The following is a 23,850-nucleotide window of genomic DNA, read 5'->3' on the forward strand; positions in this document are numbered from 1 at the left end:
TTGCTCCCACAATGAAGCAGCACCGCTGCGCTTACGCCGAATGATCCGCCGGCAGATGAATGATCTGCGGTCGCTCCAGCGGCGCGAGGGGCGGCGGTTGCAAATCCGGGCCCAACAAGTGGAAATGCGGCACGACGTGGCTGATATCGCCGTCCTGATTGTTATGGATGATCTTCGAACCTGGCTGGCGCAGCGTTTCCAGACGTTCGCCAGTCAATTTGAAACTGGCACTCAGCCCCTGGTCGTCCACGGCGGGCCTTGGCAGCCTACGCTGGGCGAAGCTACGGCTCTTGCGCTGTTGATAGCGCGCCCAGCTGATCAGGATGATTGCGTTGACCAACGCGATCCAGCCGTAGATCTGCAACGTCCCCAGGGTGTCGAACAATGAACCGCCCAGACGCGGGCCCGCGTGGCTGTCAAACAGCGGCCACAGACCGTTCACCAGCAGGTACAACAGTCCAACCCACGCCAGTACCGTAAAGAGCACGTCGATGATCACCAGAAAAGGCCGCTGGCGGGTCCTGATAATTTTCATCGGATCACTTCCTCTTCTTCGTCATCGAACGGTTTGATCCCGCGATCCGGGCTGATCCAGCGCGCGCGTTTCTGATGCTGTCCGAACAGCACCTTGGGGAAACTCACCAGCGTGGTGAACAAGCTGATCAGCCAGAACACCAGGGGGTACCAGACCACCCAGAACATGATGTGCCACAGGCCCTTTTCGTAGCGACGGTCGATCAGAATGCTCACCGCGAATTGCATCAGGCACACCACCGCCAGCAACAGGCCGGTGAAAGCCGGCGGCATCAAGTGGTCCACGGCGATGGCGGCTGGCATCTCGACGAATTTACCGGCTCCCCAGAAGATCACTGACAGCAGGAAGGTGAACGCCCAACCGGTGGACAGGCAGTATTCGAACAGCAGCGGCCACAGGTAGCGGTGACGGTATTGCCAGATGCCGCGGATGTTCTTGAACAGCACCTCGGCGCCACCCTGGGCCCAACGCAGCCGCTGCCGCCACAGGCCACGCAAGGTTTCGGGCATGAGGATCCAGCACAGGGCGCGTGGCTCGTAGAAAATGCTCCAGTGGTCCAGTTGCAGCTTCCAGCTGATGTCGATGTCCTCGGTGATCATGTCCGGGCTCCAGTAGCCGACCCGGTGCAGGGCGGTGCGACGGAACGCGACGATTACGCCGGACACGGTAAAGATCCGCCCGAAAACCCGCTGGGTGCGCTTGATCAAACCGATGATCGAGGAAAACTCGCCGACCTGGACCCGGCCCACCAACGTCGAACGGGTGCGGATGCGCGGGTTGCCGGTCACCGCGCCAAGGCGGGCGTTGTCCAGCATCGGCGCTACCAGGTAGGCGCAGGTGTTGGGCGCCAACAGCGCGTCGCCGTCGATACACACCAGGTATTCGCTGCGTGCGGCGATGGCGCCCATACGCAGGGCCACGGCCTTGCCCTGGTTTTCCGCCAGGTGCAGCACGCGCAAGCGCGGGTCTTCGACGGCCAGTCGATCGAGCACCTCGGCGGTGTTGTCCTTGGAGCCGTCGTTGATGGCGATGACTTCAATGTTCGGATAATGCTGGCCCAGCGCTGCGTGAATCGTGTCGGCAACGTTGTCGCCTTCGTTGAAGCACGGGACCAGGATGCTGATCAGCGGCTCGCCGGCCAGGGGCGGCGGCAACGTGTCGTCCTTCCACGGCCAGTGACGCTCCCAGTGCAGCCAGAAATACAGGCCGCCAGCGATCCACAGGCCGGACATGAACAGCGGGTAGAAGAACACGAAGTCCATCAGGAATTGCCCGGTAACCAGGAAGATCAGGCCCAGGGGCACCCCAAGGACGATCGCCAGCACCAGGACGGCGAGCAGTCTGTCAAGCATGTCAAGGATTCCACTTGTTGGAGAGCGCCGGCCGCACGGCTTTCACGGCGGGCTGGTCTTCGATGAAATTGTCCGGGTAGTAGCCGAAACTGGTCACGCCCTGGCGCTTGAGGCGCCCCATCCAGTCGGCCAGTTGTTCGCCCTCGATGTCTGCCACTGGCTTGCTGTGCCAATCACGGGCTTGCAGTTCGAACACCGTGCGCTTGAGTGCACCGGGGCGAGCCTTGATGGTTTCCACCAATCGCTCCAGCCAGGGCCCCGACTGTTCGCGGGTCTGTTTTTCCATCAGGGGCATGGCCATCGGCGCCGTCCAGTCGTAGGCGGCGAGGAAATCGTCAAGGTTCTGGGCGAACCAGGCTTCGCTTTCCGGGTTGAGCATCGGTTCGGCAAAGATGTTGCGCGCCGTGCGCACCTGCGGGCCACGTATCGCCCGGACCTTGGCGGTGAGCTCGGCGGTGAAGTCGATCAGGTAGCGGCTCTTGAAGCGAGTCCAACGCTGCATGGCGGCAGGGTCATCGCGCAGGGCAGCGATCGATTGCGGCAAGCCATGGGCGGCGTACACTTTCATCGCGGCGGGGCCGGCGTCCTCGAAGTCGGAGAATACGGCATCGTCATGATAAAGAACGCCGTCCACCGAGCTCATCCGCGCCATGTCCTCGTAGATCTCGCCGATGATCTTTCGCACGTTCGGGTCGAACGGCGACAGGCGTACATATTGGTCTGGGGCGACGCCCGTCTTGCCGGTCTCCGGATCCCAGCGCTGCACGCGCGGCAACTTCGAATCCAGGGCAAAACTGAGTACCGGCATCCACGCATAGACCTTGACGTTGGCCCGGGTGCGCAATTGCCATGCAACGCGGTCGAACAGATCGGCGCGCACCGGCAGGTGGCGGTTAGGAAAGTACAGCGAGTGGACCAGACCATCGCCTTTTGGATCGGCGAACGCTTGCAAGAACACCGTGTTGGCGCCCAGGTCATAGATGCGCTGGACCAGTTTGCCGACGTTGGCCTCCTGCTGCACGGGGTCAGAATCGTAGACGTAATCCAGGTCGACGTGGACCACCCGCATCGGGTCGATCGTCTGCACTGACGCGATACTTTCGGCGAAGTGAGCACCATCCGGATCGGATGCGACCAGGAAGCGCGGTCCACTCATCAGGTTATCGAGGCTGTCGAGGCCATCTTCCAGGGTCAGGGCCATCTGGTAACCCTGGCTGCCGATCACTTGCAATGCGGTGCCGTCGGCCTCGCCGTAAGGCCACACCCAGACACGCGGGCTGTAGCCGACCACCTTGCGGATCTTGTCTGAAATAGCCGCCACGTCTTTGCGCATACGCGCCTGGAAATCGGCCTCGCTCTCATAGCGACCGGTCACGGCATCATAGAGCCGGGTAGTTGCCGCCGGCTGTTGGTTTCCTTGGGGATTGGCGAGCACGCCTTTGTGGTTGGCGTCGGTGTGGGCCGCGATTTCCACCAGGCCCGATTTCGAAATCTCGCGAATCTGCTCCCACGTGAGGAACTCGGAACGCTTGCGCGGCACACCGGCGAAATCCACATTCTGGTTCATCGGCGTGTCGACCCAACTGCCGACCGGGGCCAGGATTGCCGGCCAGTTGTAGGCTCGCAAGATCGGCATGACGCGCGTATAGAAGCTTGAGTAGCCATCGTCGAAACTCAGCAACACCGCACGCGGCGGCAGTTGCGGTCCGCCGTTGCGGGCAGCGATGATCTGGTCGACCGTGACCGCCTGGTAATTGTTTTCACGCAGCCAGGCCAGCTGTTCAATCAGGCGCTCAGTGCGCACGGCTACCAGGCCCTGGTCGGGGTCGCGGTCTTCGACATCATGGTAGGCAATACCCAGCACATGGTTTTTCGGCCACGGGGCATCGTTCGCCGCGACCGGCCGTTGCGAAGGTGGCGCGAACGCCGGGGCTTGCTGGGCACAAGCGCTGATCAGCAAGACTCCCAGCAGAAGGATGAATCGCGAAATGACGGGCATTTTCAAACTCTTCTAGAAGCGGTAGGTGAGATCGACAAGCAGGCGCAGATCGCTTTCACGATCGCCGTCGTAAGGGCGGTTGAGCCAGCTCAGCGCGGCCCCGGCTTCGAGCACATCGTTCCAGAGCAAGCGTTGGCCGTAGCCGAGCAACCCCATGGCACCGGTGTTGTAGTCGCGCTGGCTGTAGGTGCCAGCGCCGACTTGGAATTGCTGGCTCCAAGTGGTTTCGTAACGGCGGTACAGCACGTGATTGGCGCTCACGGTCGGCATGACGCTGAAGTCCGACTTCGGATTGAAGTACGGCACTTCTTCGGAACCGCTGTTGCGGCTGGCACCCACTTCCAGTCCCAGCTCCACCTGCAGGCGTGGGGCGCTGTAGATGCCCTCGCGGCCGGTCAGCAGGGTCTCCAGGCGATTGTTGCCGTCACTGAAATGGGACGGGCTCACAGCCAGCCGCCATTCGCGGCTTTCATTGGCGCGCCAGCGGACGAAACCGCTCCCGCCATTGGCGCGAATACCGCTGTTGAGAGCTCGCAACGGTGTCTCGGCCGAGAGGTAATCCAGGCTGCCGCCGTACTGCCAGTGATCGTTGATGTCCCGGGCCACGGCCACGCGCGCGCCTTGTTTGTCACCGGAGCCGTACGAGTGGTTGGAGACTTCCGCTTCCAGAGTCATGTCGCGGGTACGCCGCTCCACGCCCAAGCGCTGCCAACGATGATGGCCGGTGCCTTCCTCAAAGTCGCCAGTGGCGTAGCCGGCACCGCCGAATAGCCGCCAGTCTTCGTCAATGGGCGGGCTGTAGAGCAACGTTTCGATACCAAAGTCCCGGCTACCCGTCACCGCGCCGGCATCGCCGTTGCCACCGCCGTAGCTTTTGCCGGTGTAGGCTTCGATGCGCAATTCAGCCATGTCATGAACGTCACGCTGACGTTGCAGGCGTTTGACGTGGGCATTCTCCGGATAACGGGCGACCACGTCGTCGGTAAGCGCGTCCATCTGCCGCCATTCCTGCAGGTCCATCGCCGCGCGAGCCTGGGCGACTTCCAGGTCGCGATTGCGCGGTGTCGTGGTCTCGATTTCCTTGAGCAGGCTTTCTGAACGCCGCGGCCAGTCACGGGCTTGATACAGGTCGGCCTGGGCCAGGCGCAGGCCGATGTGGCCAGGGGCTTGGTAGATGAGACTTTCCAGACGCGTTTCGGCGGAGGGCAGGTCAGCGCCATAAGTGCCTGCTTGAGCGGCAAGCATCTGCGCATCCATCCACTCGTCGTTGGGGTTACCGATTGGCAATCCCTTGAGCTCCACCCGAGACGGCTGTGATTTAGCCAGATCTTCGGCCAGCGCGCGGGCCTCTTCGGACTTTTCGCTTTCCAGCAAGGCGTAGTAGAGCGCGGTGCTGTCTTCGAAACGGTCCGCAGGGTCGGCATCCGGCGCGGTCAGTACACGGCGGTACAGCTCGACGGCTATTTCCGGCTCACGTTGCTCAAGATAAGAAGAGGCCACCCAGCGCAAGGCATAAGTCGGAATGCTGATACCTTCAGCGACCAGCTTCTGGTATTCGGCGATCACCTCTGCCCGGCGAGCGCGGGCGTTGAGGGCTCCCATGCGGTCGATTCGCCACCGCAGCACGTCCTCATGGGCCTCGGCCACTGGCGTCCAGGTGGCGAGCAGTTTGTCGTAATCGGCCAACGCGCGGTCAGCGATGACAAAGCGCTCCTTTTCGCTGCGGCTGGCCATATCCGCCAGACGCACCCGTTCAGCCGCCACATCGCCTTCAAGCCGGCGCTGCACGCCGCGGTCGATCAGCCCAGGCTGAAGACGGGCCAGGCGCAACGCCGGTTCAGGCAACCTGGCACGCTGCAGCGCATGAATGTATTCGCGCGCGACTTCAGGCTTGTTGCTACCGGCACGGATGAAGGCTTGATCGTATTGGAACAGGGCTTCGTGGGGATTGTCAGCGCGCGTCAGTGCATAGCCCAACGCCAACCGGCGCATCGGATCTTCGGGCTTGGCGGCAACCAGGACCTTGGCACGGCTGACGGCTTCGTCGGGTTTGCCGGCGTCGGCCTGGGTCAGGGCCAGGCCCAGTTGCAGGTCCGCATTTCGTGGTTCGATGGCCAGGGCTCGACGATACAGCTCAATCGCCGGATCCCAACGCTGGAGGTTGCGATAGGAGCGGGCCGCTGCGGTCAGCGCCTGGACCGGTAACTCGCGGTAACGGCCTTGGGTTTCGTAGACCTTCACCACCTCGGCATCGAGACCAGCCCAGCTGGCGATCTGCAAGTGATCGCTGATTTGCGCGGTACTGGCCTGCCCCGCCGGAACTTGGCGCAACACGGCCAGTGCGGGCGTGTAATCGCCCGAACGGGCATCAAGCACCATTTGGTCATAGGCGGCATCGGCAAACGCCGCCAGCGGCAAGCACAACTGGCTGCACAGCGCGACGCGAAACAACGGGCGCAAACCGAATCGAATAAAGGGACCCACAGTACGCGGCATTCGTCAGCATCCTTACATGGCCAGCCGGGTCGCAGTGCCCCCTTGCCCATCAAACAGGAGGCCGGGTCAAAGGAACCCAGCCAAGCTCTAACGGGCTAAGTCTGGCATCGCGCGAAGGGTGATTTTTCGGAACGCCATAATTCTTCAGAATCCATGCAGATTTCAGCGCCGAAGTTTTCAAAGAGAAAAAAAAACCGGCTCGTGCGCAGGGCACGGGCCGGTTTTTTGGAGGGGAGCTTTTAGGGGTATTACTGAACGGCGACGCCGCCGCCCAACTTACTCATCACAAATGCCGAGAATTGTTCAACGGTCATTTTCTGTCCGTTGAAATCCACTTGATTGTTGGCGTAGTGCAAGTTGGTGACCACGTCGTTGCCTTCCAGCTTCGCCAGCTCCGTACCCACAGCCATGGCGCTGAACATATCGCTGGTGGCAGTGGCCTGGTCGGCGATCAGTTTGGCGTCTGTCTGGCCTTCCATCTGCGCCTGCACGGTCAGCAGGTCCACAAGCATCGGCTTGGACACCTTCACTTTGAAATCCAGCAGGGCGAGCAATTGACGGCCTAGTTCATCCGGCGGCAGATCCATCGATTGTGGCTTGGCCAGGTCTACGACAAGGCTCGCGCGGCTTTCACCGTTAGCCGTATTAAACGAGAGGTTCTCCAGGGCCACTTGTGGGGCGCCCGCCAGGAGTTTCTCCAGATCGGCCTTGACCTGCGCCTCTTCGGCCTCGGTCAAATTCAGCTCTGGCGCTGGCTCGCCCGCTTCAGCGGCCTCGGCAGCAGCTTTTTCGTATGGCTGCAGTTTGGCTTGGTAGACCTGCATCAGCGACATGGTTGCGGGAATATCCAGGTTCTTCAGGCTTACCGCCATCTGCGCCGAACCAATGACCTTATCGTTGAAAGACAACTCACCGATCTTGTAGTCGGCACGCCCCGAAGCGCTGGTACCCTTTTCGGAGCTGTTGTTCTTCATTTCGAAATTCTTCAGGCCCAGCACTGATTTCTGTTCGCCGAAACTGGTCTTGCTGTTACTCAGCAGCAGGGTGTTATCACCCATGTAGTAGCCGTAGGTGCTCTTGGTCAGGTTGCTGGCCAATGTCAGACCGCTGAGCTCGATTTGCACCGGTGTTTGATCTTCGGCGACGGTGGTCAGTTTGAAACTGTCCATATAACCGTCGGCCTTGATCTTCTCTGCTTGGGCGCTGGCTGCCACGTCGATTTTCAGGCCGGAAAAGATGAGCTGGGATTGTTCGTCCAGCTTGGTATCCAGCGGGAGCAGTTCGAATGTACCGTTTGTGGACTGATCGTAGCCGAGGTTGAAAACGCCTTTGAGCGGCGATTTATCCTTGGCGGCAACAAACCATTTTTCGGTCAGCGGAGTCCGCTCAAGTTCGGTGTGGCTGGTAGCCATGACCGGCAACCATTTGAGCGTCATCAGCCGGGAAACCGGTAGCGGGCCGTGTTCGATGTTATCAACGAACAACAATTCAACGGATTCGCCACCAAACATTTCGCCTTCACCTTTGAGGCGGTAATGCGCAGTGCTGCTGAATGTTCCACGATCCAAGGAAACCAGCTCGATCGAAGCGGTACCGTTGGACCCGGCCAAAGCCGTTTGCAATTGCTTGTTGCTGTCGGCAATGGCTGTATTCAAGACTCCTTCAAGCTTCGTCCCGGTATACCAGGCGCCGCCCGCACTGATAGCGCCAATAACCACAACGATTCCGAGAAGTACGCTTGCTGATTTATTCATGAGAGACCCGATCGTATTCCATGGTTGAAAAAGTCGCCGTCTTCCTTGACCCGCAAAGGGCTGTGGCTCGACGCGGCAAAAGTGGTGGAGGAGATTAGCACCAGGCACGCCAGCAAGCCCAATGTTTAAAGGGGAAAAAGCGTGTTCTTGAGAAATGGTCTACGAATATTGGACTTCGATCTCGTCCAGTTGGTGATCAAATGTCTTGAGCCGTGCCGTCCAGGTGTATACCAGTACCTCGAAATCACGATTGATCACCGCCGTACTCGACGAGTCGGCACGCCCATCACAGAAATCCAACTGGTAACGCTCCCTAGCCATGGCATTGGCGACATCGCACAGTTCACGAGCGTTGTTGAGCCAGTGCCAATCATCTTGCGCGACCTGCTCGTCCAAGGCCGCGCATTGGATTTTCAAGGCTTCGAGACTTTTTTCCAATGGTGTACCCGTGAGCTCTCCCATGACCTCTTGGAACGTGCGACCTGGTTGCCAATAGCTGCCCCAGAAATAGCGATCAAACACCGTCTCGACCCGACGCAGCGCGACCTTGGTGTCCCATATCAACACCAGGGTCTTGCCTTGCTCGAGCTGTTTTTTCTTGATGCGCTGGCCTTGCATCGAGGCCCAGGCGACCACTGCGATGGATATGACACCGATCAGCGCGGACGCGCTATCAAGGAAAATCAGCGCTTTATCGAGCTGATGAGTCAGCATGACGCCATAGAAATAGGTGGCCGAAAGCAGTACCAACGCCGCAATAGCGCACCAGAAGCCGGGAGCATAAGGGTTTTTCATTATTCGAATCCCCATGACCAGTCACATCGCGGGCTCTCGTTGCAAACGCCCAACAACCCAAGCATAGCAATGGACTGGGGGTTTGCCGGGGCGCGACAGCAATTAGGGAGATGATCCGATTACCGGCTCTGAAACGACAAAACCCCCGTCTGCGGTGCAGACAGGGGTTTTGGGAATTCAATCTTGACGATGACCTACTCTCACATGGGGAAACCCCACACTACCATCGGCGATGCATCGTTTCACTGCTGAGTTCGGGATGGGATCAGGTGGTTCCAATGCTCTATGGTCGTCAAGAAATTCTGTGACCAACCCGTTCAGGAACAACGTGTCGGTTAAAATCGAAGACTTCTACTAAAACAAAACCCCTACCTGCATCAGCAGATAGGGGTTTCGGAATTTAATCTTGACGATGACCTACTCTCACATGGGGAAACCCCACACTACCATCGGCGATGCATCGTTTCACTGCTGAGTTCGGGATGGGATCAGGTGGTTCCAATGCTCTATGGTCGTCAAGAAATTCGGTAGCCAGCGCGTGCCTTGCGGTCACGTTCCAGCGAATGGGTATGTGATAGCGTGTTGCTTTGTGAGTATCTCGAACTTTCGGTTCGTTTCGTCTTCACAACACCGCAATCTGGCCTCTTTCGAGTCTACAAATTGCTTGGGTGTTATATGGTCAAGCCTCACGGGCAATTAGTACAGGTTAGCTCAACGCCTCACAGCGCTTACACACCCTGCCTATCAACGTCGTAGTCTTCGACGGCCCTTCAGGGAGCTCAAGGCTCCAGTGAGATCTCATCTTGAGGCAAGTTTCCCGCTTAGATGCTTTCAGCGGTTATCTTTTCCGAACATAGCTACCCGGCAATGCCACTGGCGTGACAACCGGAACACCAGAGGTTCGTCCACTCCGGTCCTCTCGTACTAGGAGCAGCCCCTCTCAAATCTCAAACGTCCACGGCAGATAGGGACCGAACTGTCTCACGACGTTCTAAACCCAGCTCGCGTACCACTTTAAATGGCGAACAGCCATACCCTTGGGACCGGCTTCAGCCCCAGGATGTGATGAGCCGACATCGAGGTGCCAAACACCGCCGTCGATATGAACTCTTGGGCGGTATCAGCCTGTTATCCCCGGAGTACCTTTTATCCGTTGAGCGATGGCCCTTCCATACAGAACCACCGGATCACTAAGACCTACTTTCGTACCTGCTCGACGTGTCTGTCTCGCAGTCAAGCGCGCTTTTGCCTTTATACTCTACGACCGATTTCCGACCGGTCTGAGCGCACCTTCGTACTCCTCCGTTACTCTTTAGGAGGAGACCGCCCCAGTCAAACTACCCACCATACACTGTCCTCGATCCGGATAACGGACCTGAGTTAGAACCTCAAAGTTGCCAGGGTGGTATTTCAAGGATGGCTCCACGCAGACTGGCGTCCACGCTTCAAAGCCTCCCACCTATCCTACACAAGCAAATTCAAAGTCCAGTGCAAAGCTATAGTAAAGGTTCACGGGGTCTTTCCGTCTAGCCGCGGATACACTGCATCTTCACAGCGATTTCAATTTCACTGAGTCTCGGGTGGAGACAGCGCCGCCATCGTTACGCCATTCGTGCAGGTCGGAACTTACCCGACAAGGAATTTCGCTACCTTAGGACCGTTATAGTTACGGCCGCCGTTTACCGGGGCTTCGATCAAGAGCTTCGCGTTAGCTAACCCCATCAATTAACCTTCCGGCACCGGGCAGGCGTCACACCCTATACGTCCACTTTCGTGTTTGCAGAGTGCTGTGTTTTTAATAAACAGTCGCAGCGGCCTGGTATCTTCGACCGGCGTGGGCTTACGCAGCAAGTGCTTCACCCTCACCGGCGCACCTTCTCCCGAAGTTACGGTGCCATTTTGCCTAGTTCCTTCACCCGAGTTCTCTCAAGCGCCTTGGTATTCTCTACCCAACCACCTGTGTCGGTTTGGGGTACGGTTCCTGGTTACCTGAAGCTTAGAAGCTTTTCTTGGAAGCATGGCATCAACCACTTCGTCACCCAAAGGGCAACTCGTCATCAGCTCTCGGCCTTGAGATCCCGGATTTACCTAAGATCTCAGCCTACCACCTTAAACTTGGACAACCAACGCCAAGCTGGCCTAGCCTTCTCCGTCCCTCCATCGCAATAACCAGAAGTACAGGAATATTAACCTGTTTTCCATCGACTACGCTTTTCAGCCTCGCCTTAGGGACCGACTAACCCTGCGTCGATTAACGTTGCGCAGGAAACCTTGGTCTTTCGGCGTGGGTGTTTTTCACACCCATTGTCGTTACTCATGTCAGCATTCGCACTTCTGATACCTCCAGCAAGCTTCTCAACTCACCTTCACAGGCTTACAGAACGCTCCTCTACCGCATCACTTACGTGATACCCGTAGCTTCGGTGTATGGTTTGAGCCCCGTTACATCTTCCGCGCAGGCCGACTCGACTAGTGAGCTATTACGCTTTCTTTAAAGGGTGGCTGCTTCTAAGCCAACCTCCTAGCTGTCTAAGCCTTCCCACATCGTTTCCCACTTAACCATAACTTTGGGACCTTAGCTGACGGTCTGGGTTGTTTCCCTTTTCACGACGGACGTTAGCACCCGCCGTGTGTCTCCCATGCTCGGCACTTGTAGGTATTCGGAGTTTGCATCGGTTTGGTAAGTCGGGATGACCCCCTAGCCGAAACAGTGCTCTACCCCCTACAGTGATACATGAGGCGCTACCTAAATAGCTTTCGAGGAGAACCAGCTATCTCCGAGCTTGATTAGCCTTTCACTCCGATCCACAGGTCATCCGCTAACTTTTCAACGGTAGTCGGTTCGGTCCTCCAGTCAGTGTTACCTAACCTTCAACCTGCCCATGGATAGATCGCCCGGTTTCGGGTCTATTCCCAGCGACTAGACGCCCTATTAAGACTCGCTTTCGCTACGCCTCCCCTATTCGGTTAAGCTCGCCACTGAAAATAAGTCGCTGACCCATTATACAAAAGGTACGCAGTCACCCAACAAAGTGGGCTCCCACTGCTTGTACGCATACGGTTTCAGGATCTATTTCACTCCCCTCTCCGGGGTTCTTTTCGCCTTTCCCTCACGGTACTAGTTCACTATCGGTCAGTCAGTAGTATTTAGCCTTGGAGGATGGTCCCCCCATATTCAGACAAAGTTTCTCGTGCTCCGTCCTACTCGATTTCACTTCTAAGATCCTTTCGCGTACAGGGCTATCACCCACTATGGCCGCACTTTCCAGAGCGTTCCGCTAAAATCAAAGAAGCTTAAGGGCTAGTCCCCGTTCGCTCGCCACTACTAAGGGAATCTCGGTTGATTTCTTTTCCTCAGGGTACTTAGATGTTTCAGTTCCCCTGGTTCGCCTCTTGCACCTATGTATTCAGTACAAGATAACCATCTTATGATGGCTGGGTTCCCCCATTCAGACATCTCCGGATCACAGTCTGTTTGCCGACTCCCCGAAGCTTTTCGCAGGCTACCACGTCTTTCATCGCCTCTGACTGCCAAGGCATCCACCGTATGCGCTTCTTCACTTGACCATATAACCCCAAGCAATCTGGTTATACTGTGAAGACGACATTCGCCGAAAATTCGATCTGGCTCTAAGAGCCACTCACAAATTTTACCTTAGCCTGATCCGTTACCAGTGAAAGTAACGTTCAGTCTATCTTTCTATCACATACCCAAATTTTTAAAGAACGATCTAATCAAAAGACTAGAAATCAACATTCATCATCCCGCGGATGGAATGCTCATTTCTAAGCTTTAAACGTTGGAACCAATCTGTAATGGTGGAGCCAAGCGGGATCGAACCGCTGACCTCCTGCGTGCAAGGCAGGCGCTCTCCCAGCTGAGCTATGGCCCCGTATCGCTACAGGGTACACCATGAAATTGGTGGGTCTGGGCAGATTCGAACTGCCGACCTCACCCTTATCAGGGGTGCGCTCTAACCAACTGAGCTACAGACCCAATCGTCTTCTTCAATGAATCAAGCAATTCGTGTGGGAGCTCATGGAGCCGCTGCTGTCGTCGATTAAGGAGGTGATCCAGCCGCAGGTTCCCCTACGGCTACCTTGTTACGACTTCACCCCAGTCATGAATCACACCGTGGTAACCGTCCTCCCGAAGGTTAGACTAGCTACTTCTGGTGCAACCCACTCCCATGGTGTGACGGGCGGTGTGTACAAGGCCCGGGAACGTATTCACCGCGACATTCTGATTCGCGATTACTAGCGATTCCGACTTCACGCAGTCGAGTTGCAGACTGCGATCCGGACTACGATCGGTTTTGTGGGATTAGCTCCACCTCGCGGCTTGGCAACCCTCTGTACCGACCATTGTAGCACGTGTGTAGCCCAGGCCGTAAGGGCCATGATGACTTGACGTCATCCCCACCTTCCTCCGGTTTGTCACCGGCAGTCTCCTTAGAGTGCCCACCATAACGTGCTGGTAACTAAGGACAAGGGTTGCGCTCGTTACGGGACTTAACCCAACATCTCACGACACGAGCTGACGACAGCCATGCAGCACCTGTCTCAATGCTCCCGAAGGCACCAATCCATCTCTGGAAAGTTCATTGGATGTCAAGGCCTGGTAAGGTTCTTCGCGTTGCTTCGAATTAAACCACATGCTCCACCGCTTGTGCGGGCCCCCGTCAATTCATTTGAGTTTTAACCTTGCGGCCGTACTCCCCAGGCGGTCAACTTAATGCGTTAGCTGCGCCACTAAGAGCTCAAGGCTCCCAACGGCTAGTTGACATCGTTTACGGCGTGGACTACCAGGGTATCTAATCCTGTTTGCTCCCCACGCTTTCGCACCTCAGTGTCAGTATCAGTCCAGGTGGTCGCCTTCGCCACTGGTGTTCCTTCCTATATCTACGCATTTCACCGCTACACAGGAAATTCCACCACCCTCTACCATACTCTAGCTCGACAGTTTTGAATGCAGTTCCCAGGTTGAGCCCGGGGATTTCACATCCAACTTAACGAACCACCTACGCGCGCTTTACGCCCAGTAATTCCGATTAACGCTTGCACCCTCTGTATTACCGCGGCTGCTGGCACAGAGTTAGCCGGTGCTTATTCTGTCGGTAACGTCAAAACACTAACGTATTAGGTTAATGCCCTTCCTCCCAACTTAAAGTGCTTTACAATCCGAAGACCTTCTTCACACACGCGGCATGGCTGGATCAGGCTTTCGCCCATTGTCCAATATTCCCCACTGCTGCCTCCCGTAGGAGTCTGGACCGTGTCTCAGTTCCAGTGTGACTGATCATCCTCTCAGACCAGTTACGGATCGTCGCCTTGGTGAGCCATTACCTCACCAACTAGCTAATCCGACCTAGGCTCATCTGATAGCGCAAGGCCCGAAGGTCCCCTGCTTTCTCCCGTAGGACGTATGCGGTATTAGCGTCCGTTTCCGAGCGTTATCCCCCACTACCAGGCAGATTCCTAGGCATTACTCACCCGTCCGCCGCTCGCCACCAGGTACAAGTACCCGTGCTGCCGCTCGACTTGCATGTGTTAGGCCTGCCGCCAGCGTTCAATCTGAGCCATGATCAAACTCTTCAGTTCAAACATCTTTGGGTTTTGAGAAAACCCTAAACTTGGCTCAGCAATCGTTGGTTACATCTTTGATTTCTCGCGGAGTAACTTGTGATGCTGATAATCTGTTGACTAGCAGTCTGACTCCACAAGCACCCACACGAATTGCTTGATTCAGTTGTTAAAGAGCGGTGGGTTGAGCCTTTCGTCTCAACCGAGGCGCGCATTCTACAGCGCCCCGTGTATCTGTCAAGCGGTTATTTTAAGAAGTTTTCAAAGTTTCGCTTGGAAATCCTTAACAACTTCAACCACTTGCGCTTTCGATCTCTCGTTAGCGGGAGGCGAATTCTACAGCGTTACTCGCTGCTGTCAACACCTCTTTTTTACCGCTTTCGACCGAGAGGATCGAACCGTCGATAGCACCCAACAAACCGGCCTACCCACTCCTTCCGCGCTTCGATGAACTGAAGCAAAGCACTTACCGAAACTTGGTTAACTCGTTGAAACTCAAGGAGTTTTCCGTTTCGACTGCGCCGGAAGTGGGGCGAATTATAGACATCCAGAATTTGCCGTCAACCCTTTATTTTGTTTTCTATCAATCAGATACCCAAATGACCGCAAGCGCCCTTCTATATTGAAGGGAGGCTACAGGACGCCGGAGTCCCGCAAGGTCGCTATCGCTGCAGTATCCAGCCCCAGTACCCGCTGCAACACCTCCATCGTATGTTCGCCTAATAAGGGAGGCGCGTTTCTATATTCAATCGGCGTATCGGACAAGCGAATAGGACTGGCTACTTGCGGCACCGTACCGGCCAACAGGTGGGGCAACTCGATCGCCAACCCGCGAGCCTGCACCTGAGGATCGGCAAACACCTGGGCCAAATCGTTGATAGGGCCACACGGCACTCCGGCTTGCTCCAACTGAACCACCCACTCGGAAGTCGTCTTGAATACCGTCGCCTGGCGAATCAACGGGATCAGTGCCGCCCGGTTCGCCACTCGCATCTTGTTCGTCGCGAACCGGGGATCATCGGCCCACTGCGGTTGGCCGGCGACCTCGGCGAATTTTCGAAATTGACCGTCGTTACCCACCGTAAGGATGAAGTCACCATCAGCTGTGGGAAAATCCTGGTAAGGCACGATATTGGGATGCGCATTTCCCAACCGCTTCGGCGCACTGCCTGTGGTCAGGTAATTCATTGCCTGGTTGGCCAGGCATGCCACCTGAACATCCAGCAAAGCCATATCGATATGCTGCCCACCTCCGGCATGGTCGCGATGAGCCAACGCCGCCAGGATGGCAGCGGTCGAATACAAGCCGGTCAGAATATCCGTCAATGCAACACCGACTTTCACCGGCCCAGCTCCCTCTTCCCCTTCCGGTCGACCGGTAAGGCTCATCAAGCCTCCCAGCCCTTGGATCATGAAGTCATACCCGGCGCGCTTGGCATATGGCCCCGTCTGGCCAAAACCGGTGATCGAACAATAGATCAACTGCGGATTGATAGCCTTTATCGAGTCGTAATCCAGGCCATAGGCAGCGAGTCCACCCACCTTGAAGTTTTCGATCAGAATGTCGGACTTCGCCGCTAGCTCCCGGATCAGCTTCTGGCCCTCGGGGCGAGTAAAATCGATCGTGACCGATTGCTTGTTGCGATTGGCCGCTAGGTAATAAGCCGCCTCGGTCGTGTTCTCGCCGTAAGCGTCCTTAAGGAAGGGCGGGCCCCACGCACGCGTATCATCACCATTGCCAGGGCGCTCGACCTTGATGACATCCGCGCCCAGGTCCGCCAGGATCTGCCCAGCCCAAGGCCCGGCCAGGACCCTTGATAAATCCAATACCCTCAGATGCGAAAGCGCGCCCATCGCCGGTCTCCTATTAATAGAACGCCTGAATACCGGTTTGCGCGCGCCCCAGGATCAGCGCATGGACATCATGGGTGCCTTCGTAGGTATTCACCACTTCCAGGTTCACTAGGTGACGAGCAATGCCGAATTCGTCGGATATACCGTTGCCGCCCAACATGTCACGGGCCATGCGCGCGATATCCAGAGATTTACCGCAAGAATTACGCTTCATGATCGAGGTAATCTCCACCGCAGCCGAGCCCTCGTCTTTCATGCGCCCCAAACGCAAGCAGCCTTGCAGCGCGAGGGTGATTTCCGTCTGCATGTCGGCCAGCTTCTTCTGGATCAACTGATTTGCCGCCAACGGGCGTCCGAACTGTTGCCGATCAAGCGTGTACTGGCGGGCGGTGTGCCAGCAAAACTCAGCGGCCCCCAACGCCCCCCACGAGATGCCATAGCGTGCCGAGTTCAGGCAAGTAAACGGCCCCTTCAGGCCTCGGACGTCTGGAAAGATGTTCTCCTCCGGAACGAATACATTGTCCATGACGATTTCGCCAGTAATCGACGCGCGCAGCCCGACCTTGCCGTGAATAGCCGGCGCACTCAGGCCTTTCCAGCCTTTTTCCAGGACGAAGCCGCGGATATCGCCAGCGTCGTCTTTGCCCCAGACGACAAACACGTCAGCGATCGGGCTGTTGGTGATCCACATCTTGCTACCCGTCAAGCTGTAGCCGCCTTCCACTTTCCGCGCGCGAGTAATCATCGCGCCCGGGTCGGAACCGTGGTTTGGCTCAGTCAGGCCGAAACAGCCGATCCATTCGCCCGAAGCCAGCTTCGGTAAATATTTCTGTTTTTGCGCCTCGGTCCCGAATTCATTGATGGGCACCATGACCAGCGAGGATTGCACGCTCATCATCGAGCGGTAGCCGGAATCGACGCGCTCCACTTCCCTGGCAATAAGGCCATAGCTGACATAGTTCAATCCGCTGCCACCGTATTGCTCGGGAATGGTCGCCCCCAGCAGGCCCACTTCGCCCATTTCACGAAAAATCGCCGGGTCGGTCTTTTCATGACGGAACGCTTCCAGCACTCGAGGCGCGAGCTTCTGCTGGGCAAATTGTTCGGCGGTGTCACGAATCATTCGCTCTTCTTCTGTGAGCTGCTGATCCAACAACAGTGGGTCGATCCAGTTGAAGCTCGCTTTACCGGCCATGAGAAACCTCGCCAATGAGATGAAAATTTGTGGATTGATCCTAGGCGCGGTTTCCTACGAGAGCAAACGAGGATTCCGCATGTTGTTGTGCTAATTTCTCACTCCGTAAAAGGCGAAAAGGCCGTTTACGCCCTTCACGAGTGAGGTCTCCGTACATGCGCCGCAAGATTCCCAGCACCGCCGCCCTGGTCAGCTTCGAGGCCGCGGCCCGCCATGAAAGCTTTACCAAGGCCGCGCAAGAGCTTTCGCTCACACAGGGCGCGATATGCCGACAGGTTGCCAGCCTGGAAGAGTTTCTGAGCGTGGAACTCTTTCGACGTTCAAGGCGCGGCGTAAAGCTGACCGAAGCAGGGCTTTCCTACAGTCGTCGAATTGCCATGCAGCTGGACGCGGTCGAGCGTGACACTCTGTCAGTCATGGGCCATACCGGCGCGAACGTCATCGAGCTGGCGGTAGTGCCAACATTCGGTACGCAATGGTTGTTGCCACGGCTGAAGGATTTTCAAAAGCAGCACCCCGAAGTTACGGTCAACCTGACCAACCGAACACGCCCTTTCCTCTTTGCCGACACCGATTTTGATGCCGCCATCTATTTCGGCGATGCCGATTGGTCCGGTACCGAATCCCACAAGTTGATGGGCGAAAACCCGATGCCGGTATGCAGCCCGGCATTACTGGGAAACCGAAAGGCGCTGACACCGGAGGCTATTGCTCAATTGCCACTGCTTCAGCAGACCACCCGCCCCTATGCATGGCGCCAATGGTTCAGCTCGCAGGAGCTGAACATTGCGCGGGACCTGACAGGCCCGCGTTATGAACTATTCTCGATGTTGGCCCAAGCAGCCATGCATGACATGGGAATCGCGTTGATCCCGCCTTTTCTGATCCAGCGCGAACTGGCGGAGGGTCGTTTGGTAATCGCCAATCGCAATGCATTGTCGAGCATCAAGGCGTATTACCTGATGATTCCCGAGCGAAAGGTGAAATCTGCTTCGCTTCAGGCGTTTCGCGACTGGCTGGTAAACCAAGCCAAGGGCTATCTCCTTGAATAGCAATGCAAAATTGCGATCTTGACTACGTAGTCAGTTTATTAGGATCGCTACAGATATAAGTTTATGTCGCATAAAACCAAACTGTTATGGACGAAGTACAATCGTTCCACAACCGGCTAAATACGTGGCTTTGAGCCACATTTCCAACGCATGCCTACGTATTCACCTTGGCAATGTAAAAAGTAAGACGATTCTCCGGCTATCCCTTTAAGAACAAGGCTTCACGGGCAATTGAACCTGATGGTTGCGACACTTGGTCACAGGGTGACTTGTAGTTAATTTTTCGTCACACGTCATAATCCCTTGAAGGGCAGAATTTTCGCCTGCAAAATGCCGCGCCCCGCCTGAAGAGGCGAGGTCGTGCTGATCGGCCGCCCCAGCCGCACCATCCGAAGTGCCTGGGTTTACTCAATAAGATCACGCAGGAGATTTGACGTGCACATTGGTGTTCCCCTCGAAACCCAAACGGGTGAAACACGGGTTGCTGCTACCCCGGAAACCATCAAGAAGCTCATCGGCCAAGGCCATAAGGTTACTGTTCAAAGCGGCGCCGGTATCAAGGCCAGCGTGGTCGACAGTGCTTACGAAGCGGCGGGCGCAACTATTGGCAGCGCCAGCGATGCGTTCGGGGCCGAACTGATCCTCAAGGTGGTCGCCCCCAGCGATAGCGAACTGGTGCTGATCAAGAGCGGCAGCGTTCTGGTGGGCATGCTCAATCCGTTCAATAACGAGACCATTACCAAGCTGGCCGAGCGCGGCATTACCGCATTCGCCCTTGAGGCCGCCCCACGCACGTCCCGGGCCCAAAGCCTGGATGTGTTGTCGTCTCAAGCGAACATTGCCGGGTATAAGGCCGTGCTGCTGGCCGCCCATCATTATCCACGCTTCATGCCGATGCTGATGACAGCGGCGGGCACCGTGAAAGCGGCGCGAGTATTGATCCTTGGCGCCGGTGTGGCGGGGCTACAGGCAATTGCCACGGCCAAGCGCCTGGGTGCTGTGATCGAGGCTTCGGATGTGCGGCCCGCGGTAAAGGAACAAATCGAATCCCTCGGCGCCAAGTTCGTCGACGTGCCTTACGAAACCGACGAAGAGCGTGAATGCGCCGTCGGCGTTGGAGGTTACGCCCGGCCCATGCCTGCCAGCTGGATGCAGCGTCAGGCCCAGGCTGTGCACGAGCGCGCCAAACAAGCTGACATTGTCATTACCACGGCACTGATTCCGGGCCGCAAGGCACCGACGCTGCTAAGCGCCGAAACCGTCGCGCAAATGAAACCCGGCTCGGTGGTCATCGACCTCGCGGCAGCCCAGGGCGGCAATTGCCCGCTGACCGTGGCCGACCAGGTGGTTGTCGAGAACGGCGTCACCATCGTCGGCCCGACCAACCTGGCTGGCGAAGTCGCGGCCGATGCCTCGGCGCTGTACGCCCGTAACCTGCTGGACTTCCTGAAGCTGGTCTTCACCAAGGAAGGCCAGTTCGACGTGAACCTGGAAGACGACATCGTCGCAGCGTGCCTGATGTGCCGCGACGGCCAAGTCATCCGCAAAAACGCCTAAGCAGGGATTCAGACAATGGAAGAGCTTATCTCCCCCGGTATCTACAACCTGATCATCTTTGTGCTGGCCATTTATGTCGGTTACCACGTGGTCTGGAACGTAACGCCTGCGCTGCATACGCCGCTGATGGCGGTGACCAACGCCATTTCGGCCATCGTGATCGTCGGCGCGATGCTCGCCGCCGCCCTGACCGTAACGCCTCTGGGCAAGACCATGGGTACTCTCGCCGTGGCCCTGGCTGCGGTGAACGTGTTCGGTGGCTTCCTGGTGACGCGCCGCATGCTCGAGATGTTCAAGAAAAAAGCCCCGAAAGCCGTAAAAGAAGAGGCGCCCAAGTAATGAGCATGAACCTGGTAACGACGCTCTACCTGATTGCGTCCATCTGCTTCATCCAAGCCCTCAAAGGCCTGTCGCACCCTACCACCTCCCGTCGCGGCAACCTGTTCGGCATGCTCGGCATGGCATTGGCGGTGCTTACTACCGTCGGACTTATCTACAAACTGGGAGCCGAGCTGGCGACCGCCGGCATTGGTTATGTCATCGTTGGCTTGTTGATCGGCGGCACCGCCGGTTCGATCATGGCCAAGCGTGTCGAGATGACTAAGATGCCGGAGCTGGTGGCGTTCATGCACAGCATGATCGGCCTGGCGGCGGTGTTCATTGCCATCGCCGCTGTCGTCGAGCCGCAATCGCTGGGCATCGTCAAGCAATTGGGGGATTCGATTCCGGCGGGTAACCGTCTGGAGCTGTTCCTTGGCGCGGCAATCGGCGCAATCACGTTCTCCGGTTCGGTGATCGCCTTCGGCAAGCTGTCGGGCAAGTACAAGTTCCGCCTGTTCCAAGGCGCTCCGGTGCAGTTTGGCGGTCAGCACAAGCTCAACCTGATCCTGGGCCTCGCCACACTGGGCTTGGGCCTGGCTTTCATGTTCACCGGCAACCTCGGCGCATTCGCCTTGATGCTGGCCCTGGCGTTTGTCCTGGGCGTGCTGATCATCATCCCGATCGGCGGTGCGGACATGCCGGTGGTGGTCTCGATGCTCAACAGCTATTCCGGTTGGGCCGCAGCAGGCATCGGCTTTTCGCTGAACAACTCGATGCTGATTATTGCAGGCTCGTTGGTGGGTTCGAGCGGCGCGATCCTCTCGTACATCATGTGCAAGGCGATGAACCGCTCGTTCTTCAACGTGCTGCTCGGCGGTTTCGGCAACGCCGCAGATGCTGCTGGCCCGGCAGGCTCCAAAGAAGCCCGCCCAGTGAAATCCGGCTCGGCTGACGACGCGACTTTCCTGCTGACCAACGCCGATACGGTGATCATCGTTCCAGGCTACGGCTTGGCGGTCGCCCGGGCGCAGCACGCGTTGAAAGAACTGACCGAGAAGCTGACCCACCACGGCGTGACGGTGAAATACGCAATCCACCCGGTTGCCGGTCGTATGCCCGGCCACATGAACGTCCTGCTGGCCGAGGCCGAAGTGCCTTACGACCAGGTATTCGAGATGGAAGACATCAACTCCGAGTTCGGCCAGGCCGACGTGGTGTTGGTGCTGGGCGCCAACGACGTGGTCAACCCGGCGGCGAAGAACGATCCGAAGTCGCCGATTGCCGGCATGCCGATTCTCGAAGCGTTCAAGGCCAAGACCATCATCGTCAACAAGCGCTCGATGGCCAGCGGTTATGCCGGCCTGGACAACGAGCTGTTCTATCTCGACAAGACCATGATGGTGTTCGGCGACGCCAAGAAGGTCATCGAAGACATGGTCAAAGCAGTGGAATAAGCGTCAGCTGTTTATCAAAACGCCCCGACTTGTCGGGGCGTTTTGATTTGTATCAAGGCAAAGCGTTACCGATCCGGTAATGATGTTTTGCCTGAAACGCCCGTAATAGAGGCCTCAAATGCGACTTTTGTAGCGGGTCGGGCTCGGCGCGAATTCTCTAGACTGCGCATCCAGCTTCCAGCCCGAGAAACCATTCATGTACCGTGATCGCATCCGCCTGCCTTCGTTGTTGAATAAAGTGATGAGCGCTGCCGAGGCAGCTTTGCTCGTTGAAGACGGAATGACCGTCGGCATGAGCGGCTTTACCCGCGCCGGAGAAGCGAAGGCCGTGCCGCACGCACTGGCCGAACGCGCCAAGGTCACGCCGTTGAAAATCAGCCTGATGACCGGAGCAAGCCTGGGCAACGATCTGGATAAGCAGCTCACCGAAGCTGGCGTACTGGCACGACGCATGCCCTTCCAGGTGGACAGCACCCTACGCAAGGCCATCAACGCAGGCGAGGTGATGTTCATCGACCAGCATCTTTCGGAAACCGTCGAACAGATGCGTAACGCCCAGCTCACGTTGCCAGATATTGCCGTGATCGAAGCGGTGGCGATCACCGAGCAAGGTCATATCGTGCCGACCACGTCGGTAGGTAACTCCGCCAGCTTTGCAATCTTCGCCAAGCAAGTGATCGTGGAGATCAACCTGGCCCATAATCCAGATTTGGAAGGCCTGCACGACATTTACATCCCCAGCTATCGTCCAACTCGCCTGCCGATCCCCCTGGTGAAGGTTGACGACCGTATCGGCAGCACCGCCATCCCGATCCCACCGGACAAAATCGCCGCCATTGTCATCTCCCAACAATCAGATTCCCCTTCGACGGTCTTGCCGCCGGACGACGACACCCAGGCCATCGCCGACCATCTGATCAGCTTTTTCAAGCAAGAAGTCGCGACCGGGCGCATGACCAACAAGCTTGGCCCTCTGCAGGCCGGCATCGGCAGCATTGCCAACGCAGTGATGTGCGGATTGATCGACTCTCCGTTTGAAGAACTGACCATGTATTCCGAGGTATTGCAGGACTCCACATTCGACCTCATCGACGCCGGCAAGCTGAGTTTCGCCTCTGGCAGCTCCATTACGTTGTCCGCTCGGCGCAACACGGATGTCTTTGGGAATCTGGCGAAATACAAGGACAAACTGGTGCTGCGCCCACAGGAGATCTCCAACCATCCGGAGGTAGTGCGACGCCTGGGCATCATCGGCATCAACACGGCGCTGGAATTCGACCTGTATGGCAACGTCAACTCGACTCACGTATGCGGCACGCGAATGATGAATGGCATCGGGGGTTCGGGGGATTTTGCCAGGAACGCACACTTGGCTATTTTCGTGACCAAATCCATTGCCAAGGGCGGCGCCATTTCCAGCGTCGTTCCGATGGTCAGCCATGTGGACCATACCGAGCATGATGTCGACATCCTGGTGACCGAGATTGGACTGGCTGACTTGCGGGGCTTGGCGCCACGCGAACGGGCGCGGGCGATCATCGAAAACTGCGTGCATCCATCCTATCGCCAGGCATTGAACGAGTACTTCCAGGCGGCAAGCGCCGTGGGCGGACATACGCCGCATATTTTGCGGGACGTACTCAGCTGGCACATGAACCTGGAAGCAACCGGACGCATGCTTGCGGTTTGATACAGCTGGATCACCGTTAGGACTAAAACAGTTTTATAAATCCAAAGGGCTCGGCAGATTCTTTGCAGAAACTGTACTTCTGTACCGGTGATTTCTTACAGTCATATCCCACAAAACACAGCCAGGCACTGAATTACGCACCAATTTAGTGCCGATAGATACAGTTGCCTCAAGATTGACCAGTACACCGCCTTTTAACAGTTAACTGGTCTC

Annotated in this window: 13 protein-coding genes, 2 tRNA genes and 4 rRNA genes; 5 read left to right on the top strand and 14 right to left on the bottom strand. The window is 57.1% G+C overall.

Annotated elements, in window-relative coordinates; translation table 11 throughout:
* Positions 1 to 31 precede the first annotated feature (31 nt).
* From pgaD to DOCECA_RS21700, 14 genes are all read right to left on the bottom strand, one after another.
* Complete coding sequence (gene pgaD / locus DOCECA_RS21635; RefSeq protein WP_420767741.1) at positions 32 to 535, bottom strand: poly-beta-1,6-N-acetyl-D-glucosamine biosynthesis protein PgaD; 504 nt, start codon at positions 533 to 535, stop codon at positions 32 to 34.
* The gene (gene pgaC, locus DOCECA_RS21640; RefSeq protein ID WP_420767740.1) at positions 532 to 1,887 is read right to left on the bottom strand and encodes a poly-beta-1,6-N-acetyl-D-glucosamine synthase; all 1,356 of its coding nucleotides are present in this window, start codon (positions 1,885 to 1,887) and stop codon (positions 532 to 534) included. The genes pgaD and pgaC overlap by 4 nt, the downstream gene beginning before the upstream one ends.
* Position 1,888: 1 nt before the next feature.
* The gene (gene pgaB / locus DOCECA_RS21645; RefSeq protein ID WP_434561350.1) at positions 1,889 to 3,886 is read right to left on the bottom strand and encodes a poly-beta-1,6-N-acetyl-D-glucosamine N-deacetylase PgaB; all 1,998 of its coding nucleotides are present in this window, start codon (positions 3,884 to 3,886) and stop codon (positions 1,889 to 1,891) included.
* 12 nt (positions 3,887 to 3,898) lie between these two features.
* Positions 3,899 to 6,382, bottom strand: coding sequence for a poly-beta-1,6 N-acetyl-D-glucosamine export porin PgaA (gene pgaA / locus DOCECA_RS21650; protein ID WP_445571060.1), 2,484 nt, complete (start codon positions 6,380 to 6,382; stop codon positions 3,899 to 3,901).
* A 248-nt stretch (positions 6,383 to 6,630) separates the two neighbouring features.
* Positions 6,631 to 8,136 carry a YdgA family protein gene (locus DOCECA_RS21655; protein WP_420767778.1) on the bottom strand — a complete coding sequence of 502 codons (1,506 nt, stop codon included), beginning with the start codon at positions 8,134 to 8,136 and terminating at the stop codon, positions 6,631 to 6,633.
* A gap of 159 nt (positions 8,137 to 8,295) precedes the next feature.
* On the bottom strand, positions 8,296 to 8,931 hold the full coding sequence (locus DOCECA_RS21660; protein ID WP_420767737.1) for an NADH:ubiquinone oxidoreductase subunit N: 636 nt from the start codon (positions 8,929 to 8,931) through the stop codon (positions 8,296 to 8,298).
* A 181-nt stretch (positions 8,932 to 9,112) separates the two neighbouring features.
* Positions 9,113 to 9,228, bottom strand: a 5S ribosomal RNA gene (gene rrf / locus DOCECA_RS21665).
* A gap of 107 nt (positions 9,229 to 9,335) precedes the next feature.
* A 5S ribosomal RNA gene (gene rrf / locus DOCECA_RS21670) occupies positions 9,336 to 9,451 on the bottom strand.
* Between the two features lie 155 nt (positions 9,452 to 9,606).
* Positions 9,607 to 12,498: ribosomal RNA gene (locus DOCECA_RS21675) — 23S ribosomal RNA — on the bottom strand.
* A gap of 250 nt (positions 12,499 to 12,748) precedes the next feature.
* Positions 12,749 to 12,824 (bottom strand) — tRNA-Ala (locus DOCECA_RS21680).
* A gap of 27 nt (positions 12,825 to 12,851) precedes the next feature.
* Positions 12,852 to 12,928, bottom strand: a tRNA-Ile gene (locus DOCECA_RS21685).
* Positions 12,929 to 12,993: 65 nt separating this feature from the next.
* Positions 12,994 to 14,532, bottom strand: a 16S ribosomal RNA gene (locus DOCECA_RS21690).
* Together the 16S, 23S and 5S rRNA genes with 2 tRNA genes alongside form the textbook arrangement of a ribosomal RNA operon.
* A 615-nt stretch (positions 14,533 to 15,147) precedes the next feature.
* Positions 15,148 to 16,368 carry a CaiB/BaiF CoA transferase family protein gene (locus DOCECA_RS21695; protein WP_420765930.1) on the bottom strand — a complete coding sequence of 407 codons (1,221 nt, stop codon included), beginning with the start codon at positions 16,366 to 16,368 and terminating at the stop codon, positions 15,148 to 15,150.
* A 13-nt stretch (positions 16,369 to 16,381) separates the two neighbouring features.
* On the bottom strand, positions 16,382 to 17,563 hold the full coding sequence (locus DOCECA_RS21700; protein ID WP_039593369.1) for an acyl-CoA dehydrogenase: 1,182 nt from the start codon (positions 17,561 to 17,563) through the stop codon (positions 16,382 to 16,384).
* A 155-nt stretch (positions 17,564 to 17,718) separates the two neighbouring features.
* Between DOCECA_RS21700 and DOCECA_RS21705 the strand changes: the two genes are divergently transcribed.
* The 5 genes from DOCECA_RS21705 to DOCECA_RS21725 all read left to right on the top strand — a co-directional run bounded on the left by DOCECA_RS21705 (position 17,719) and on the right by DOCECA_RS21725 (position 23,637).
* Positions 17,719 to 18,615: a LysR family transcriptional regulator gene (locus tag DOCECA_RS21705; protein WP_420765931.1), complete on the top strand. Its 897-nt coding sequence runs from the start codon at positions 17,719 to 17,721 to the stop codon at positions 18,613 to 18,615.
* Positions 18,616 to 19,050: 435 nt separating this feature from the next.
* Positions 19,051 to 20,172, top strand: a complete 1,122-nt coding sequence (locus DOCECA_RS21710) for a Re/Si-specific NAD(P)(+) transhydrogenase subunit alpha (RefSeq protein ID WP_445571061.1) — start codon at positions 19,051 to 19,053, stop codon at positions 20,170 to 20,172.
* 15 nt (positions 20,173 to 20,187) lie between these two features.
* Positions 20,188 to 20,511 (top strand): NAD(P) transhydrogenase subunit alpha, encoded by a 324-nt coding sequence (locus DOCECA_RS21715; RefSeq protein ID WP_003187010.1) that lies wholly within the window; start codon positions 20,188 to 20,190, stop codon positions 20,509 to 20,511.
* Positions 20,511 to 21,947, top strand: coding sequence for an NAD(P)(+) transhydrogenase (Re/Si-specific) subunit beta (locus DOCECA_RS21720; protein WP_434561362.1), 1,437 nt, complete (start codon positions 20,511 to 20,513; stop codon positions 21,945 to 21,947). Before DOCECA_RS21715 ends, DOCECA_RS21720 begins: the two co-directional genes overlap by 1 nt.
* Positions 21,948 to 22,143: 196 nt before the next feature.
* Positions 22,144 to 23,637, top strand: a complete 1,494-nt coding sequence (locus DOCECA_RS21725; protein WP_445571062.1) for an acetyl-CoA hydrolase/transferase family protein — start codon at positions 22,144 to 22,146, stop codon at positions 23,635 to 23,637.
* The last annotated feature ends 213 nt before the right edge of the window (positions 23,638 to 23,850 follow it).

Source organism: Pseudomonas sp. E102 (genome assembly GCF_052660185.1).

Coding starts and splice junctions, on each gene's coding strand:
- DOCECA_RS21700 (WP_039593369.1), bottom strand. CDS start 17,563: ATGGCCGGTAAAGCGAGCTTCAACTGGATCGACCCACTGTTGTTGGAT.
- pgaA (WP_445571060.1), bottom strand. CDS start 6,382: ATGCCGCGTACTGTGGGTCCCTTTATTCGATTCGGTTTGCGCCCGTTG.
- pgaC (WP_420767740.1), bottom strand. CDS start 1,887: ATGCTTGACAGACTGCTCGCCGTCCTGGTGCTGGCGATCGTCCTTGGG.
- pgaD (WP_420767741.1), bottom strand. CDS start 535: ATGAAAATTATCAGGACCCGCCAGCGGCCTTTTCTGGTGATCATCGAC.
- DOCECA_RS21660 (WP_420767737.1), bottom strand. CDS start 8,931: ATGAAAAACCCTTATGCTCCCGGCTTCTGGTGCGCTATTGCGGCGTTG.
- DOCECA_RS21705 (WP_420765931.1), top strand. CDS start 17,719: ATGCGCCGCAAGATTCCCAGCACCGCCGCCCTGGTCAGCTTCGAGGCC.
- DOCECA_RS21655 (WP_420767778.1), bottom strand. CDS start 8,136: ATGAATAAATCAGCAAGCGTACTTCTCGGAATCGTTGTGGTTATTGGC.
- DOCECA_RS21715 (WP_003187010.1), top strand. CDS start 20,188: ATGGAAGAGCTTATCTCCCCCGGTATCTACAACCTGATCATCTTTGTG.
- DOCECA_RS21695 (WP_420765930.1), bottom strand. CDS start 16,368: ATGGGCGCGCTTTCGCATCTGAGGGTATTGGATTTATCAAGGGTCCTG.
- DOCECA_RS21720 (WP_434561362.1), top strand. CDS start 20,511: ATGAGCATGAACCTGGTAACGACGCTCTACCTGATTGCGTCCATCTGC.
- DOCECA_RS21725 (WP_445571062.1), top strand. CDS start 22,144: ATGTACCGTGATCGCATCCGCCTGCCTTCGTTGTTGAATAAAGTGATG.
- pgaB (WP_434561350.1), bottom strand. CDS start 3,886: ATGCCCGTCATTTCGCGATTCATCCTTCTGCTGGGAGTCTTGCTGATC.